The organism is Paenibacillus sp. FSL R10-2778, assembly GCF_038593035.1.
Classification (GTDB): domain Bacteria; phylum Bacillota; class Bacilli; order Paenibacillales; family Paenibacillaceae; genus Paenibacillus_AQ; species Paenibacillus_AQ odorifer.
In genome coordinates this window covers 3,307,756-3,324,701 of record NZ_CP151956.1, presented here as the reverse complement: position 1 = coordinate 3,324,701, position 16,946 = coordinate 3,307,756, and the positions used below count along the sequence as shown (strand labels likewise).

The following is a 16,946-nucleotide window of genomic DNA, read 5'->3' as shown; positions in this document are numbered from 1 at the left end:
CTAAAAAGGATGCGGAAAATTCCGCACCCTACTGTAAATTATTTTTTTATATTATTGAGCGCATTTCGACCTAAACGTTCCATCAGCTGCTGCTTGTAGAGACTATTAATGACGACATGTTGACCGCAACTGCACCAATATCCATCTTCACGGGGCCGGGAATCATAATCGTTAGGAAGCAGTCCGGGTATCTTGCTACCAACATGGCCAATGGCGTAGTTTTGAGCGGTTGGTGGCCGCTGTAAAGTGAGCTCTCCTTGTGTATTCCAAGTCACATAATTCGCACCTGCCCAGCCATGTCCGCTGCCTAACCACGCCCTATCCCGAATAGAGATGGGAGCTTTGATATTATCGAACAGGCCTCCGACTGACCAGCGATGATGAGGTTCACTGGTGTTATAATTTTTAACAGCTTCTCCATCCAGAAATACATTCGGCCCCGGTACCCAGCTATCGACGGTGAACGCATGCCGCGCCGTCTCTGTATAAATACGTTGAGCGAGATTTAGCTGGCCCATCTGATGTATGACATAACGGCGACCCCCAGTAACCACACTGATCATATCGTACATTTGACAGTCCTGAACCGTAACCCATTTGGAATAACGCTTCATTTGAACTAGAGAATAGGACAGATGGTAACCTCTCACCTCTCGAACCCAGCCATTCTTCACACTGTTGAACACGACGAAACGTTCAGCATGTTTTTCGTCCGCATAATAAGAATCTGTTGTATCGTTATCCATCTTAATATCTATAATACTTGGGTCAAAATCGGACTCTACCCTCATTTTCTCTACCCCCACCTGCTGAATGCGGGCATGGTCTGTATATTTATAGATCTCTCCGCCGCCCCACTGACGTTCGATAGCATTCGCCAATGGGGCATCGACCGTAATCGTATTACCTACAATAGCAGTGATGACTCGGTCAAAATCCAGAATGAACGGTGACCATTGGGTTACGGTTCCACCCGGGCGCTTATAGATGTTATCCATACCAATTTCGTGAATCCAGTTTTTATTACCTATTCTGCGGACTATGATCTGATCGCCTACACGGTAAGCACTCCCGTCTTCTACATGGAAAGAACGCGAGCCTGAGGGCACATACAAATCTGAAATCATCTGCTTCGAGTTGCTGTCCAGCATAAGATCTGCATTTTCACCAATTTCAATTAGATTTCGCAGTTTCGCTCCGGTACCATAAAGAATAGTGCCCTCTTTGTCCTGACCTTCACCGCGAAGGACGATCCCGCTTGCTTTAATGAACAACGTGCCTCCGACTTCATATCTGCCTTTTTTCAAAAGGACTGCCCCGCGGAAGCCGTTCTTATCGAGCGGGAGCATAGCCAACTGGTCAATTGCCACCTGAATACGGTCCGTCGCGTCACCCTCCAAGGGTAGAACGGTCGACTTAACGGGAATATTCGGGATCTCAACACCACCACCCCTATAACCCGCATTAGAAAAGTCCAAGATCCGATTACCTCGATAATCACCGATATACATCATCATTCCATCGTTACCAAGGAAAGCGATTGTGCTCTGTCCCGCGGGGATGCTCTTTGGATCCAGCACGGTAAAATAATATGAGTCATACTGAGGAGCTTTTCCGTCCTGCTTGAGGGTCATTCGCAGTTCATAAGTACCCAGTAGATCAGCCGTGCCTAACGGTGTCCATTCCATTAACGAGTCTTTAACCATAGAAGTCTCAGGCAACTCAGTCACCAGTTTCGTTCTATCAAAAATCAATTCACCGGCAACCCTTCCGTTAACACACGGTGTGAAGGAAACCGTCGGGTACACCTGACTTGGATTGAGGATGGCTGGTTGGCCAATTTCAGTATTCATGTGCGTATGCTTCAATGTGGAATTAATAATAAAGAGTTCATCTCCTTTTCTATATTCACTCTCACATATCGGATACATATTACCTTGGCTTAAGAAGAATTAACATGTCATTTTTATCGATTGGAATGTGTTTTCTTATTCACCTATTTATGCAAACCCTTGCACCCGCATGGTGCTGAGCAACGATTAAGCCAAACTAAAGACAAGTTTCTAAAGGCACTAAATGGTAGATGAAAGTTTAGCTTAGGTAAAAAAAAGGCGCGATCCCCAAGGGTATCACGCTTTTTATCTAGCTTAGATTTCCTATAACTGGGTGTGGCACATAAGGCTCTTCCAGACTCGCTATTTCACTTGGCTCCAGCTTCACTGATACCGCTGCAACGGCGTCCTCCAGATGATTTGCTTTGGTTGCACCAATGATAGGCGATGTTACTGGCTCTTTTTGCAGAACCCAAGCAAGCGCTACTTGGGCACGTGGAATCCCGCGCTTAGCCGCAATTCCGGCAACTACCTCAACAACCTTGCGGTCAGCCTCAGCCATTTTTGCATAAAATGCCTTTCCGACTTCGTCTATCTCTGAACGAGCTGTTTGTTCATTCCAATCACGGGTTAGTCGACCTTTAGCAAGCGGACTCCATGGGATCACACCGATTCCTTCTTCCCGGCAAAGAGGCAACATTTCCCGTTCTTCTTCCCTGTAGAGTAGATTCAAGTAATTTTGCATAGAGACAAATTTAGTCCAACCGTTACGCTCAGCAACATGCTGTGCCTGCAAGAACTGCCAAGCATACATAGAGGACGCTCCAATATATCTAACTTTACCTGCCTTTACTACGTCATGAAGGGCCTCCATGGTCTCTTCGATAGGAGTGTCATTATCCCAACGATGGATCTGGTATAGGTCCACATAATCTGTGCCCAGCCGTTTTAGACTGTTGTCTATTTCGGTCATAATCGCTTTGCGTGAAAGTCCTGCTCCATTTGGTCCCTGATGCATCCGGAAAAACACCTTTGTAGCAATGACTACCTCATCGCGGCGAGCGAATTCTTTTAAGGCACGTCCGACAATTTCTTCGCTTGTTCCGTCAGAGTATACATTAGCCGTATCAAAGAAGTTGATGCCAAGCTCCAGTGCTCTTTTAATAAAGGGTCTGCTCTGCTCCTCATTTAGCGACCACGGAGCCATTCCACGTTCAGGTACTCCGTAACTCATACAACCAAGACAAATTCTAGATACATCCAAACCAGTACGACCAAGTTTTGTATATTCCATTAGTATGTGTCTCCTTTAGATTTTGGGTTTGTTTACTCCTAAACTGCGGCGAATTTCCATATCTGGTGACTCGGCCAATTTAACAACTAATGCAGCCACACTTTTTCGCGACACTTCTCTCCCTTTAAAAGGTTCACCTTTCTGAGTTGTTTCGTAGTCTATCTCGTCTTTATAGGTAAACCATCCAGGTCTCAGAATTGTATAGTTAAGATTTGAAGCTTCAATAATTTCTGCAGATTTACGATATGGATCCAATATACTGCTGTACTTCTCTCCTGGAACTTCATCGTAAATGCCCATTGAGCTGATAAAAATCAAACGTTTAAGACCAGTGGTGTTCATTGCTTCAACGATGGTCTTAGACATTTTCTCCAAATTACCTGCCAGATTAGCATAAACAACATCTTGCCCGATCATCGCTTCTTTTAATTGCTCACTATCCAACACATCTCCTTCAAATACTCGAGTGCGGCTGGATGTTATATGGCTTAATCTGTCCGAGTTGCGGAGATATAGTGTTAACCGGGCATCGGTTTCGTTCAAAAACAAATCAATCGCATGTCGTGCAATTCCGCCATTAGCGCCTATGATCAAAACATTGCTCAATTTCAAAACCCCTTTCTTAGTTCTAATTATGCGATAAATGAAGTGAACGCCGTTATCTCAATTATCTTAAATGATTGCCTATTCCTCTCACTATCACTAACACAAAAGATGTTTTTACTTTATAATTGAATAAGAACAAAACATTAGGAGGAGCACATGTCTAAAGAATTACTAGAGCGGAAAGAAGAACTCGCCAGATTGATTGAACATCATTCGAGCCAGGATGGAGTATATGAGACCGCTATCCCCTCATTGTTTGTGATTCGTAACTCCAATGTAACCGAGCCAGTATACAGAGTATACAAACCTTCTTTATGTTTCATTGCGCAGGGAACAAAGGAGATCTTATTGGCCAAGGAGCGTTTTGAGTATGGTCCCGCAAATTATCTAATATCATCAATGAATTTACCCGTTATCGGTCAGATTATAAAAGCTTCTCCCAACGCACCCTATTTAAGCTTTAAGCTAGAATTCACGCAGAGTCAGATTTTGAAAGTACTAAATGATTCCGAATTTAAACTCGCTCCGAAAGAAAATGCTAAGCGAGCTATGTATGTCGGGCAGATAGAGTTATCACTATTGGATGCGATCCTGAGATTGGTACGTTTGCTGGATGATCCCAAGGACATTCCGTTTTTGGCTCCGATTTATACTGATGAAATTCTATACCGGCTTCTGCAGGGACCTTATGGAGTTACACTCGCTCAAATTGCGATGGAAGGTAGCAGCACCTACCGCATTCGGGAGGCCATCGAACAGATTATCGAGAACTGTGATAAACCTTTGCGGATTGAAGAGCTTGCTGAAACAGCCAATATGAGTATTTCTTCGTTCCATAGACACTTCAAAGAGGTAACTGCCATGAGTCCTATTCAGTTTCAAAAGCATCTGCGCTTACAGGAAGCTCGCCGCCTTTTATTATCTGAATCAGCGGATGCAGCGGATGTCGCGTTCCGTGTTGGCTATGAAAGTGCATCACAATTCAGCCGCGAATATTCTCGGATGTTTGGTTCACCACCTAGAGCAGACATCAAGCGTTTGAAGGAAAATATGCTCATAGGATAAAAGCGAACGTGTTCTTCATTCACAATATGGAACTATCCGCTAAAGATCAACATGTATAGGTAACCTTTGCGCACACGCTGATTCTATCGGGCTGGTCCTATCAGGTTTATCCTATCTGCTGATCACTATCGGACCAGGGGACCTTAAACGTAGTATTATCTCACATTTGGGATGCTAAAGGACCGCATAGCCGCTATTGGCTCAAAAAACACTCAATATGAATCTATTTCGAAGTAATAGCTGCATTGGGGTCCGAAACTATGCTTAAAAAGTGATAAATACGCAAATAACGTCCTCTGAGTCCTTAAGCCTAAGAGGTTGATAAATACAAGCTGAGGGAGACAACCAACGACGACAAAAAAACAACGATATCCAAACAACAACAACAACAACAACCAAAAACAACAACAACCACCAAAAAACACAAAGCAGCGATTCATCCATACTTGGAGAATCGCTGCTTTGTGTTTTTCACAAGCTAACACTGCTTTTTCTGACGATCACGTAGCCGACCGCCTTTTATTTCTTTTGATAACTAAACCAATCATAATAAGCAGTTGTTCCATAAGGAGAGTAGTTATACATGCCGAAGAATACTCCAGTAAATCCGCCTGCGACTTCAGTAGATATCAAGTGTGTCTCGGCTTCGCCAAGCAGATGCCATATTTGATCCACACCTCGATAGTAAAATATATATTTTTCAGGTAATGCCTGGATTCTCAATTCTACCCCTGTTCCTTCGAAAGCCGAAGAATATGCCACATCACTAATGCTCCCTACCTGTCTGCGCAGCGCAATAACATTTTTATCTTCCATCTGCGTTAGTCCAATTGCGTAGTGATACTTCTGATCCATAAAAACTACAAGACCAGCTTCGTCACCCTCAAGAGGGCTAAATTCCATTTTGGTGGTAATTTCACAATTCAAATGCCGCTGTCTACAGCCAATAAAAGCAGGCGTACCCTTCTCATTTAATCTCACATCTGATCCACGTAAAGCTAGCCACCCTCCCCGTTCCTGCAATGACCAATCCACCTTATTAGCATTACGAATGAAATTCCAGCTCATTCTTAGGTCAGATTGATCAAAATCGTCGGTTTCAGGCTCTTCTTCCCACGGCATTGGTGAAGGCAGGTCAGCTTCCATTTCTAAACCAACCACTCCGTTATCACCAATCATTGGCCACCCCTCCTCCGTCCACTGAACAGGAGCCAAATATGTCTCTCTGCCAAGATGATGACGGTAAGGATAACCTACTGGTCGAATCCCCAGAAATACCGCCCACCAGCTACCATCCTGTGCTTCAACTAAATCGGCATGCCCTGTAGCTTGAATGGGGTAATCTGAACTTCGATGTGTCAAAATGGGATTGTGAGGAGACGATTCATAAGGCCCATATGGCGATCTACTTCTTGCAATAGTCTCCATATGTCCATACTCTGTCCCACCTTCCGCACACATCAAATAGTAGTAATCGTTTATTTTGTAAAGATGTGGACCCTCAGGGAATTTCCCTCCGCTACCAGTCCAGATCAAGCGTGTATCGCTAAGCTTTTGACCCGTTTCAATATCAATCTCACATTGGTAGATCCCCATCCCTTGCTCGGAGCCTGTGCTTGTGAAATAAACCTTTCCATCGTCAAAAAACAAGGAGGGATCAATGCCTTCCTGCTCCACATAAAGTAGATTCGACCATTCGCCTGCCGGGTCATCCGCCCAAACGTAGAAATGACCTCCGCTATCCTGATTTGTCGTAACCATATAAAAACGACCGTTATAATAACGAAGAGTCGGCGCCCAAACACCTCCGGACACCACGGATTCATCAAATTGAAGCTGATTCTCACGAGTCAAACAGTACCCAAGCTGCTTCCAATGCACCAAATCCTTGCTGTGCCAAATGGGTATTCCCGGAGAATAGGCAAATGAACTGTTTACCAGATAATAATCCTCGTCTACTCTGCAAATGCTTGGATCTGGATAAAACCCCGGGATAATCGGATTGTTATATTTCATGTAGTATTCTCCTTCTCTATCTTAATCACTGAAACCTATGTCAAGGATTATACTGCTTCCACTGGATAGAAAGCCTTGATTATTCGGTCCTAAAATAGCATGATATAGACATTCATCTAGACAAGCTTTTGGAGGGTAACGAGTTGAGTGAATTTTATTTAAAATGGTTTACATCTGATCGTCAATTTCCATTTTTTATTCAATACGGCTATCACGACGAAGACACCGATCTACATAGACATGCGGACTTTTCAAAGCTCGTAATTGTATTGAGTGGCACAGCTACACATATTGTTAATACTGAGGAGTCTTTTATCAAAAAGGGAAATGTGTTTGTAATTAATGGTTCGACCCCGCATGCTTTTAAAGATCCTCAGGATTTCAAGATCTGCAATATTATGTTTCAGCCTGAAATGCTATCGACAGCTGGGGCAGATTTGCGGACATCCAACGGCTTTCAAGCCTTATTTGTGTTGGAACCCCTGTATCGCCATAAACATTCCTACACAAGCAAACTCAGCTTGCCGATTCCTAACCTGGAGTATGTCTCTTTTCTCATTGCGGGCATGATTGAAGAATATCACAACAAGCTACAGGGTTATCAGACCATGCTGGGCTCCAAGTTTATGGAACTGGTCGTCTATTTGTCCAGACAATATGACCAACAGGAAAAAGGGATTCAGGGGAACCATCTGATGCATTTGGCGAATGCACTCTCATATATGGAAGATCGTTATCTTGAGCCGTTAACACTGGATCAGATCGCCAAACATTCGGACATATCAGTCAGACACTTAAACCGGATCTTTCGCTCCTACCATCAGACAACCCCGATCGCTTATCTTCATCGTTTACGTCTGGAACGGGCTTGCGGGCTATTAAAGCATTCTAATCTCAGTATCACCCAAATCTCACATGAATGCGGGTTTAGTGATAGTAATTATTTTACTCGCCAATTCACTAAAATCTATGGGATGTCACCCAAGGTCTATAGGAACAAGCTTTGAGTGTAAAAAAAGAACACCAGGCAGCGATTCTCCTATTATTGGCAAATTACTCCCTGGTGTTTTTGAATTAATGCGCATTACCTGATCAGATTATGGGCAAGTGAATATAAACAGACTAATGGTCGCTAATCGCTTTTAACAAACCTTGGACTTGAAGCGATCGGAAGTTCCTCTCCGCATTCTTCTAGCTCTACGTCTTAATCGAATCTGGAAAATAACTGCATTCTATACACTTATTCCGTACGCAGAAAGAACCTTCATACTTTAATTGCACTTTATACAACTAAAAACAACCAAACCTACCTAATGGGTAGAAAATCAAGGAAATAGATGTACGAAGTACACTTATATCCCCGAGCTGAGTGATTTGAAGGAATATAGCTGTACAAAATACAGTTAAACGTTGGTAAACATCGCTGACTTCGGCTCTACGGGATTATCCTCCCCCATTGATTTTTTATTAATTAAAACCAACGATGGAATGTGGTACATAAGGCTCCTCTAAAAACGCAATTTCTTCAGAGGTTAAAGTAATGGATAACGCACCTACGGCATCTTCGAGATGCGATGTTTTTGTAGCCCCGATGATAGGTGCCGTAACAGGTTCTTTTTGAAGCAACCAAGCAAGAGCGATATGAATCCGTTGAACACCGTGTTTTTCGGCGATTGTCGCAACTCGCTCCACGACTAATTGATCGGTATCGGCAGTTCCATCATATTTAGATTTTTGAATCTGATCAGTTTCTGAACGATGAGTTGATACCGCCCAGTCTCGCGTAAGTCTTCCTGATGCAAGGGGACTATAGGGAATAACACCAATATTCTCTTCCTTACAAAGCGGCAACATCTCTCGTTCTTCTTCACGATAGATAAGATTGAGATGATTTTGCATAGATACAAATCGGGTCCAACCGTTTTTCTCCGCTACATATAACGCTTTTTGAAACTGCCAAGCATACATTGCTGAGGCACCTATGTATCTTGCCTTACCAGCCTTCACTACATCATGAAGAGCTTCCATCGTTTCTTCGATAGGTGTGTGATAATCCCAGCGATGAATCTGATATAGATCTACATAATCTGTTCCCAACCTCTTGAGACTCTTATCAATCTCACTCATAATTGCTTTCCGGGATAATCCTGCTCCGTTCGGACCTTCATGCATACGGTTAAAGACCTTAGTTGCTAAAACAATCTCGTCTCGATTGGCATAATCCTTAAGCGCTCGTCCAACGATTTCTTCACTCGTTCCATCGGAGTATACATTCGCTGTATCAAAAAAATTAATACCCAGGTCAAGCGCTTTTTTTATGATAACACGGCTCTGCTTCTCATCAAGCACCCATTGATGGATCCAACGTTCGGCAACGCCAAAGCTCATACAACCTAAACACAGTTGGGATACATCCAGCCCCGTTTTTCCAAGTTTTGTATACTTCATTTATCTCGAATCCACACTTTCCAATTAAATTGTAATATCCTATTGCCCTGTCTTAAAGGGTTACATATTAATTCATAAAACAGCTCCAACGCATACCGATGAAAAGGAACTGCGGAATAGTTAACACTTCCGGCAGTACATTGCACCTAATCGATGATTTAAACGGCGTTTGAATAAACTGAATTTATATTCAATCCTGGTCCATGTCAAGCCTATTAATCAAGTAATAACAGCATTTGAATCAAATCTTGTTCATCCGCCTCTTTCCGTGTAAGTCTGTGTCCGAAGATTCTTCATTTCATAAAATAGCTTAATAAGGTTTCTGCGCTTCTACTTGGGAATATGAGGTGACATGATGTTATTTTCTGCACAAGGGGTACCACCCCAAGGATATTACCAAAGCATCTGGGACTTTACTTCCCACAACGAAAACAGTACAAAGGAAGCGGGGAATGTCGTTCCTTTTGACTTCGGACGGGCGGCTGAGTTCAGAGCGCCTAAAAGCATTGAAACGAGTATTGCTCCAGCACTAACACCTTATTGTTTGAAGCCCTTTGGCGGATACGTTGCCACCATTTCCAGAGGGAAGGTATGGGGAGAATCTGGTGCTGTTCTAACACCAGAAGGGAAATTGATCTTTGATCTTTCCCAAGAATATGACGCCAAGCAATATAGGATGCTTGAAGCAGATGAGCACCCAGTGTTTCACCGGTGGAATGATCCGCAGCTTCAACATTTTGCCGGGACCGCGGCGGTGTTAACCTTTTGCGGAGCCCATAACTATTTTCATTGGATGTATGATGTGCTTCCTAGATTAGCGATGCTTCAATCGAGCGGAATCACTTATTCCACTATTATCATGAATCCAAATCCGTATGGACCCTTTGTGGAACAAACGTGGACCATGCTTGGGATATCCGAGTCATTGGTGATCCGGACGAATTCAGAAGCATATGTTCAGGCTGACCAGTTACTCGTCCCTTCCTTAATGATGAATTCACATTATCCTCCTTGGACCACGGATACACTGCGGAGATTTTTGTTACCGCATAGAGAAACAACACTAGTCACTCCGGAACGTTTTTATATTTCACGAAAAAAAGCTAGCTCAAGACGGTTGGTTAATGAAGATGAAGTCATCTGCTGCCTTGAAAAATATAATATCGTACCGATTTGTCTAGAGGACTGGACGGTTGCCCAGCAAATCCAATTATTCGCCTCAGCAAAAGTAATCGTAGGTCCACATGGTGCTGGACTCGCTAATCTGGCTTTTTGCCAGCCTGGAACACAGGTCATTGAAATTTTCCATGCCCAGCATGTTATTCCAACCTATTGGATGATCAGCAACCATAATAATCTCGAATATTATATGGTGTACGGGCAAGGTGTACCCGATCCTGCGATTCGTTTTCCAGGACTGGAGGACATCTATGTGAACGTAGATCGTCTGAAACAAACGATGCATCTGGCAGGCTTGGAATGAGAAGATTGCTTACTACTTTCTCGAATTCAAAAAGCGCAAAGCATATTTTGCTTTGCGCTTTTTAAGAAACATAGATTTAATCACGCCGTGTTACATACTTCAACCATAGCCCATCATCCGTAAGTTTTTCTACACTTTTTAAGCTAAGATTTGCTGGGGGCTGTTGTTTCATAGATGCATCCATTTCAAATAAGGTCACAGAATTAGAGGCACCATCTGCGATGGGAACTATAACCAGGCTCAACTCATCAATTAAATCTTCATTCAGGAAAGACCCGTTTAAAACGCCCCCACCCTCCAGCATCAATTTATCGATTGAGAATAATTGTTTCAGCTTTCCCACGACTACAGAAAAATTCAATCGTTCTTTTCCACCAAATATATATGAGATTCCTAGATTTTTCAGATAAGCTAGATAAGCATCAGATACCTGTTCTGTAAGCACTTCAATGATATGATCCTCTGTTCTATTGTGACTTCCTTCTGAAATGTAGTTTTGGGTCCAGCCTAATTTTCCAGTGGGATCTACAGCTACTGCATATGTTGAGGCATCTTTTTGAACGATATAGTCTGTTCTTGGAATGCTTGAAAGGTTACTCTGCTCTAATTCTAGTTTATTGCCTAATGTAAAATTCTCCTCCATGGTAATCCTGCCACATATCCAAGCTTTACATCCATACCGATCATGAATATTTTCGTACTCATCAATAAAATAGGCAGTCCGTTCTTCATCCAAATAATCTCCGATGATTTTACCATCCAATGAGGTAAGCATATGGCAAATAATATAGGGTCTGTCCATAATGATCCCCTTTTAACCAACTTGAACAGTTGGACGAATAATCATTTCATTGATAGCTACATCTGACGGTTGCTCAATGGCAAATGTGATCGCACGTGCAATGCTGTCTGCATCAATAGCCACTTTGTAAAATTCATCCAAGCCAGCTTTTGACTCTGCATCTGAGGTAGTAGCTAACAATTCGCTGCTGACGGCACCTGGAGAAACATTGGTGACACGAATATTGGTTCCACTCATCGCTTCTTCTTGACGAAGCCCTTCAGAAATTGCTCTAACCGCATGTTTGGTGCCACAATATACTGTACCCCCTGGGTAAATGTTATGGCCAGCAACCGATGACAGATTAATAATATGACCTGATTTTTGCTCTCTCATTGAGGGGAGAACAGCTGCAATCGCATATAAAACCCCTTTGATATTTACGTCAATCATTTGATCCCATTCATCCACCTTTTTCTTAAAAAGAAAGGCTTGTGGCATGATTCCCGCATTATTAACTAATACATCAATTTTGCCAAACTTTTTAAGTGCATAAGCAGCCAGTTCTTCCATCTGTGTTTGGGAAGTCACGTCTGTTACTTTGTAGATGGCCGTTCCACCACTTTGTTCAATTTCTCCTTGTAGCTTTTGTAGACGTTCCTCACGACGTGCGCCTAGGACAAGCTTAGCTCCTTTAGAGGCTAGTTCTATAGCAGCGGCTTCCCCAATCCCACTAGAAGCACCTGTAATAATTACGACTTTATCTTGGATATTAGACATGCGAATAAACATCCTTTCGATATTGAATATTGATTCATTAATGGACTATAGTCTATTATTATAAACAGTTACAAAATACATTCAATTGTACGATGATTCTGTTTTGTTCAATACTGAACAGATCCTATGAATGTGTTCAGTATTTTCTGAAAGTTAGGTGAACCACGAATGTCTAAAGTGGATAGAAGAATACTCAAAACTCAAGATGCGCTTAAAAAGGCTGTTATTGAACTAATGTCTGAGAAAAATTTTGACGACATTACCATACAGGATCTCTCCGACACAGCAAATGTAAGCCGGGGAACGATCTACCTTCATTATCTGGATAAATATGATTTGTTAGATAAACTTATCGAAGAACATATAGAGGTCCTAAGAACACTTTGTGAATCGGCGTCTGAATTGGATTTTATCGAGGCAACGTTGACCTGGACGGAATACTTCGATAAAAATTATTCTTTCTTCTCTATGATGCTAGCGAGTAAAGGTGCTCCTTATTTCCGAAATCGTTTCTTAAGCTTTCTTCTCGATGAGTTTAGACATGAAGTAACTACCACCGAAGGCATAAACGAAGGGTTACATGAAGAGGTTATTATTAGTTTTGTTGCATCGGCTTATGCAGGGGTAGTGGAATGGTGGTTCAAGAATGAAAGACCTGTGACCTATCAAGTCTTGGCTGAACAACTCGGAACGTTATTAGAGAGGAATTTATAAAAAAAAGCGGCGATTCTCCTATAATAGGTGAATCGCCGCTCTTTTTTATCGGGCATTAATTACGCCGATAGATTACACATCTTTTTAAGGACTTCGGTCCCAGAGGACGTTATTTGGTAGTTTTCAGCTCTTGAAGCAGGGCTTCGGACCTCAAGGACGTTATTCCTTAGAAAGTGACTTATATTTGGTGTTTTTCATGCCAATAGCTACTGTGGGGTCCTTTAACATTCTGAAAATCAGAAAATCTCGCCTTTAATGTCAGAGGAGTCCGATAAAAGCATCTCCTTACAAATGTTATCGGTTCAAGTAAAGTTTTTTTAAATCGCTCGTTTGAACTGGGTATTGTACAGCTCGTAATAAACGCCTTGCAGCGCAAGAAGCTCTTTATGACTGCCTTGCTCGGCAATTCCGCCACCCTGAATAACGAGTATACGATCAGCATCCTGGATGGTACTAAGCCTATGGGCGATCACAAAGCTTGTTCGTCCCTTCATTAGCTTTTCCATCGCCTGTTGAATATGCATTTCCGTACGCGTATCCACACTGCTGGTTGCCTCATCTAGGATCAAAATAGCTGGATCAGCTAGAATGGCGCGGGCAATCGTTAAAAGCTGACGCTGGCCGTGGCTCAAATTACTGCCTTCCGCATGGAGAATAGTCTCATATCCATGCGGCAGTCTATTGATAAAGGCGTCTGCATTGGCCAATCTTGCCGCTTCCTCTACCGCTTGGTCAGTCGCATCAAGACGGCCAAAGCGAATATTTTCCCGAATCGTTCCCGAGAATACATGCGCGTCTTGCAATACCATTCCCAATTGACTACGAAGTGCATTTTTATCCAGCTCTCCAATATCGCGGCCATCAATGAATATGGAGCCGCCGCTCAAATCATAGAATCTGATCAGCAAGTTGACAATGGTCGTTTTTCCAGCTCCCGTTGGGCCAACAAGCGCAATTTTCTCTCCGGGTTTTGCTTCAAACGTAACCCCGCTCAGAATCGGTGAATCCGGCTTGTAAGCAAATGAAACGTCTTTGAAAATAACATTCCCTTTTAACCTTGGCAGATCGTCACTTTGTTCATCACCGTCACCGTATTCGGATGGCATATCCATAACTTCAAACACACGCTCCGCACCAGCAATTGCCGACTGAATTAGATTGTACTGGTTAGCAAGATCGGAGATCGGTCGTCCGAACTGTTTGGAATACGTAAGGAAGCTAACGATTACGCCAACCGTAGCCATGTTATGAAAAGCCATCCAGCCACCCACCCCGGCAATGATCGCAAATCCAAGGTTATTAATCATGTTCATGACCGGTCCCACTAATCCGGAAACAATTTGTGCTTTAATGCCGACTTTATTCAACTCTCCACTGATTTTGCGGAACCGTTTCACTTCTGTCTCTTCCCTGCTGTATTGTTTGACTACTTTTTGTCCGCTGATGGTTTCTTCGATAAATCCACCCAACTCACCTAGATGGCGTTGCTGATTTTTAAAATAAGTTCGACTTAAACCTATGATTTTACGGCTGGACAATAACACAAGAGGGATCGTTATCAGTGAAACTACGGTCAACGGAACGTTCATCATTAACATGATCACTAGTGAACCGCTTAGGGTGATCAAACTGTTTAATAACTGGGTCACACTCTGATTAAGTGTACTGGATACGCTCTCTATGTCGTTGGTTGCCCGGCTCATTAGTTCTCCGTTAGCTTGCGTGTCAAAAAACTTAATCGGTAGCTGTTGATATTTGCTGAACAGATCACGACGCAGCTCAAACACGGTATTCTGTGAGACGGATGTCATAACATAGGCTTGCACCCAAGCAACCACACTGCTTAGCCCATAAATACCTATTAGGAGTAGACAAAAACGAATAAGACCCTGATAATCGTGAGGAATTACCGCAGTATCAATCGCTTTACCGATTAGATAAGGCCCAATCAACGAAAGAATTGCATTTAACACAGTAAATACATACACAATGATTAACCCGAACCGCTGGCGGTTCAAATACATCCAGATGCGTTTGAGTGTTCCCGCTTGATTCTTAGCACGTACGATTGGCACAGCTCCGCCCCGTCCGGGGCCAGATCCCGGTCCAGATCCAGATCCAGGTCCGAATCCGCCTGATCGATTAAAAGGAGTGGTGTTCATGCCATTATTAAGCTTTGACATAAGGCACCTCCTCTCCCTTCATCTGTGATCTCCAGATATCTCTGTATATTTCACTGCTGTTCATAAGTCCATCATGTGTACCTTGTACAGCAATTCGGCCGTTTTCTAATACCAGAATACGATCAGCATCAATTACAGAGGTGACACGCTGAGCTATCAAAATATTCGTGCTGCTGCGCAGCCGTGTTTTTAACATCTGCCGGATTCGTGACTCTGTCGCTGCATCGAGCGCACTAGTGCTGTCATCCATAATGAGGATTGTTGGCTGAATTAAAAGTGCCCGTGCAATCGAAAGCCGCTGCTTTTGCCCACCGGACAGGTTAATGCCACGCTGGCCGAGCTCTGTATCGTAACCCTGTGGAAGTTCTAAAATGAAATTGTGAGCTTCAGCGGCTATTGCTGCTTCTTTCACTTCCTCATCTGTGGCATCCGGTCTGCCGTATCGGATATTATCGCGGATAGTACCGCTGAACAGAATAGCCTGCTGCATAACATATCCGATTCTGCTACGCAAATCTTCAAGGACAATCATACGAGTGTCGGAGCCATCAATTGTAATGGATCCAGAGGACACTTCGTAAAACCGGGGAATGAGGCTGACCAATGATGATTTACCAGTACCGGTGGCACCAAGAATGGCCACTGTTTCTCCTGGCTCCGCAGTGAAATTAATATCGTCTAACACTAGATTTTCATCCGTAGGATCATAAGCAAAAGATACATTGTCAAATACGATCCGACCGTTGTGTATGGCATCTTTTTTAGCGTTGGCAACTTCTGTAATCTCACTAATGGTGGAAAATACTTCATTCTCCCGATCGGCAGAAACCTTGGCTCGTGAGAAGAAGGTCAACATATTGCTTAACATCAGCATTGACATCAACAATTGGGTTATATAGTTAATAAAAGCGATCAGCTGACCAACTGGCAGCCCACCGTTCCAGCTTTGCACTCCCCCAAACCATAGTACAGCAACAATACTGGCATTTAGTACAAGCATCATTAGCGGCATATTTAATGACATTAACCGTACCGCTTTTATCGCAATTTCTGTATAATCCTTGTTAGCTGTATTAAAGCGTTTCTGTTCATGGTTAGCGCGGACGAATGCTTTGACTACACGAATGCCTGATAAATTTTCCTGCAACACTGTGTTCACACCGTCTAATTTGACCTGCATTTTCTGAAATAAAGGAAAAGAAAGTCGGATTAACCCATACAAAATTAAACTCAAGAGTGGCACGGCAACGGCTAGGATGAGGGTCAGCATAGGACTAATCCGAATCGCCATCACCAAGCTTCCGACTAATAGCAAGGGAGATCGAATACTCCGCAAAATCATTTGCACAAAGGTTTGCAGCTGTACCACATCATTTGTTAATCGTGTAATCAGTGAGCCCGTCTTCAATTGATCCAGGTTCTTATTAGAAAATTTCTGAATATGTTCAAACAAGCTAATCCGCAAATCATTTCCGAAGTTTTGAGAAGCAATACTCGAAAAAATAGTGCAGCCCACCCCACCAATTAGACCGATAAACGCTACACCAAGCATGATCAGTCCGGTCGAGAAAATATGAGACAAATCTTTTGTCATGACACCCTTATCCACAATGCTTGCCATGAGCGTGGGCTGCAGTAAATCCATAGTCACTTCGACCAGCATCAGCAATGGTGCCAACACACACCACACCCAATATGGCCTCAAATAATGCTTAAGCTTCCACATTCCGCCACCTTCAATTGT

At 43.0% G+C, this 16,946-nt stretch carries 13 protein-coding genes; 4 read left to right on the top strand and 9 right to left on the bottom strand.

Annotated elements, in window-relative coordinates; all coding sequences use genetic code 11:
• Positions 1 to 38: 38 nt before the first annotated feature.
• The 3 genes from NST40_RS14785 to NST40_RS14775 all read right to left on the bottom strand — a co-directional run bounded on the left by NST40_RS14785 (position 39) and on the right by NST40_RS14775 (position 3,732).
• Entirely contained in the window at positions 39 to 1,853 is a 1,815-nt protein-coding gene (locus NST40_RS14785) for a hypothetical protein (RefSeq protein WP_342410836.1), read from the bottom strand.
• Positions 1,854 to 2,142: 289 nt separating this feature from the next.
• Complete coding sequence (locus tag NST40_RS14780; protein ID WP_076276509.1) at positions 2,143 to 3,126, bottom strand: aldo/keto reductase; 984 nt, start codon at positions 3,124 to 3,126, stop codon at positions 2,143 to 2,145.
• Between the two features lie 15 nt (positions 3,127 to 3,141).
• Complete coding sequence (locus tag NST40_RS14775; protein WP_076276508.1) at positions 3,142 to 3,732, bottom strand: SDR family oxidoreductase; 591 nt, start codon at positions 3,730 to 3,732, stop codon at positions 3,142 to 3,144.
• 156 nt (positions 3,733 to 3,888) lie between these two features.
• On the opposite strand from NST40_RS14775, the gene NST40_RS14770 reads away from it, so the two are divergent.
• Positions 3,889 to 4,797: an AraC family transcriptional regulator gene (locus NST40_RS14770; RefSeq protein ID WP_076190385.1), complete on the top strand. Its 909-nt coding sequence runs from the start codon at positions 3,889 to 3,891 to the stop codon at positions 4,795 to 4,797.
• Between the two features lie 519 nt (positions 4,798 to 5,316).
• Here the strand turns inward: NST40_RS14770 and NST40_RS14765 are convergent.
• Entirely contained in the window at positions 5,317 to 6,813 is a 1,497-nt protein-coding gene (locus tag NST40_RS14765) for a glycoside hydrolase family 43 protein (protein WP_076276507.1), read from the bottom strand.
• A gap of 143 nt (positions 6,814 to 6,956) precedes the next feature.
• Here NST40_RS14765 and NST40_RS14760 point away from each other — a divergent pair, with 143 nt between their 5' ends.
• Positions 6,957 to 7,820 (top strand): AraC family transcriptional regulator, encoded by an 864-nt coding sequence (locus NST40_RS14760; protein WP_342410835.1) that lies wholly within the window; start codon positions 6,957 to 6,959, stop codon positions 7,818 to 7,820.
• Between the two features lie 460 nt (positions 7,821 to 8,280).
• On the opposite strand, the gene NST40_RS14755 is transcribed toward NST40_RS14760, so the two are convergent.
• Positions 8,281 to 9,261, bottom strand: coding sequence for an aldo/keto reductase (locus NST40_RS14755; protein WP_076125870.1), 981 nt, complete (start codon positions 9,259 to 9,261; stop codon positions 8,281 to 8,283).
• Between the two features lie 352 nt (positions 9,262 to 9,613).
• Between NST40_RS14755 and NST40_RS14750 the strand changes: the two genes are divergently transcribed.
• Positions 9,614 to 10,744, top strand: coding sequence for a glycosyltransferase family 61 protein (locus tag NST40_RS14750; protein WP_342410834.1), 1,131 nt, complete (start codon positions 9,614 to 9,616; stop codon positions 10,742 to 10,744).
• A gap of 76 nt (positions 10,745 to 10,820) precedes the next feature.
• On the opposite strand, the gene NST40_RS14745 is transcribed toward NST40_RS14750, so the two are convergent.
• Both NST40_RS14745 and NST40_RS14740 read right to left on the bottom strand, forming a co-directional pair.
• On the bottom strand, positions 10,821 to 11,546 hold the full coding sequence (locus tag NST40_RS14745; RefSeq protein ID WP_342410833.1) for a RibD family protein: 726 nt from the start codon (positions 11,544 to 11,546) through the stop codon (positions 10,821 to 10,823).
• 12 nt (positions 11,547 to 11,558) lie between these two features.
• A complete protein-coding gene (locus NST40_RS14740) occupies positions 11,559 to 12,305 on the bottom strand; it encodes an SDR family oxidoreductase (RefSeq protein WP_076217570.1) in 747 nt (248 codons plus the stop codon).
• A 168-nt stretch (positions 12,306 to 12,473) separates the two neighbouring features.
• Here NST40_RS14740 and NST40_RS14735 point away from each other — a divergent pair, with 168 nt between their 5' ends.
• A complete protein-coding gene (locus NST40_RS14735) occupies positions 12,474 to 13,019 on the top strand; it encodes a TetR/AcrR family transcriptional regulator (protein ID WP_076276503.1) in 546 nt (181 codons plus the stop codon).
• A 317-nt stretch (positions 13,020 to 13,336) separates the two neighbouring features.
• Here NST40_RS14735 and NST40_RS14730 read toward each other — a convergent pair whose 3' ends face one another.
• Both NST40_RS14730 and NST40_RS14725 read right to left on the bottom strand, forming a co-directional pair.
• Positions 13,337 to 15,202: an ABC transporter ATP-binding protein gene (locus tag NST40_RS14730; RefSeq protein ID WP_081387453.1), complete on the bottom strand. Its 1,866-nt coding sequence runs from the start codon at positions 15,200 to 15,202 to the stop codon at positions 13,337 to 13,339.
• Positions 15,189 to 16,928: an ABC transporter ATP-binding protein gene (locus tag NST40_RS14725; protein WP_076276502.1), complete on the bottom strand. Its 1,740-nt coding sequence runs from the start codon at positions 16,926 to 16,928 to the stop codon at positions 15,189 to 15,191. The genes NST40_RS14730 and NST40_RS14725 overlap by 14 nt, the downstream gene beginning before the upstream one ends.
• Positions 16,929 to 16,946: the final 18 nt, after the last annotated feature.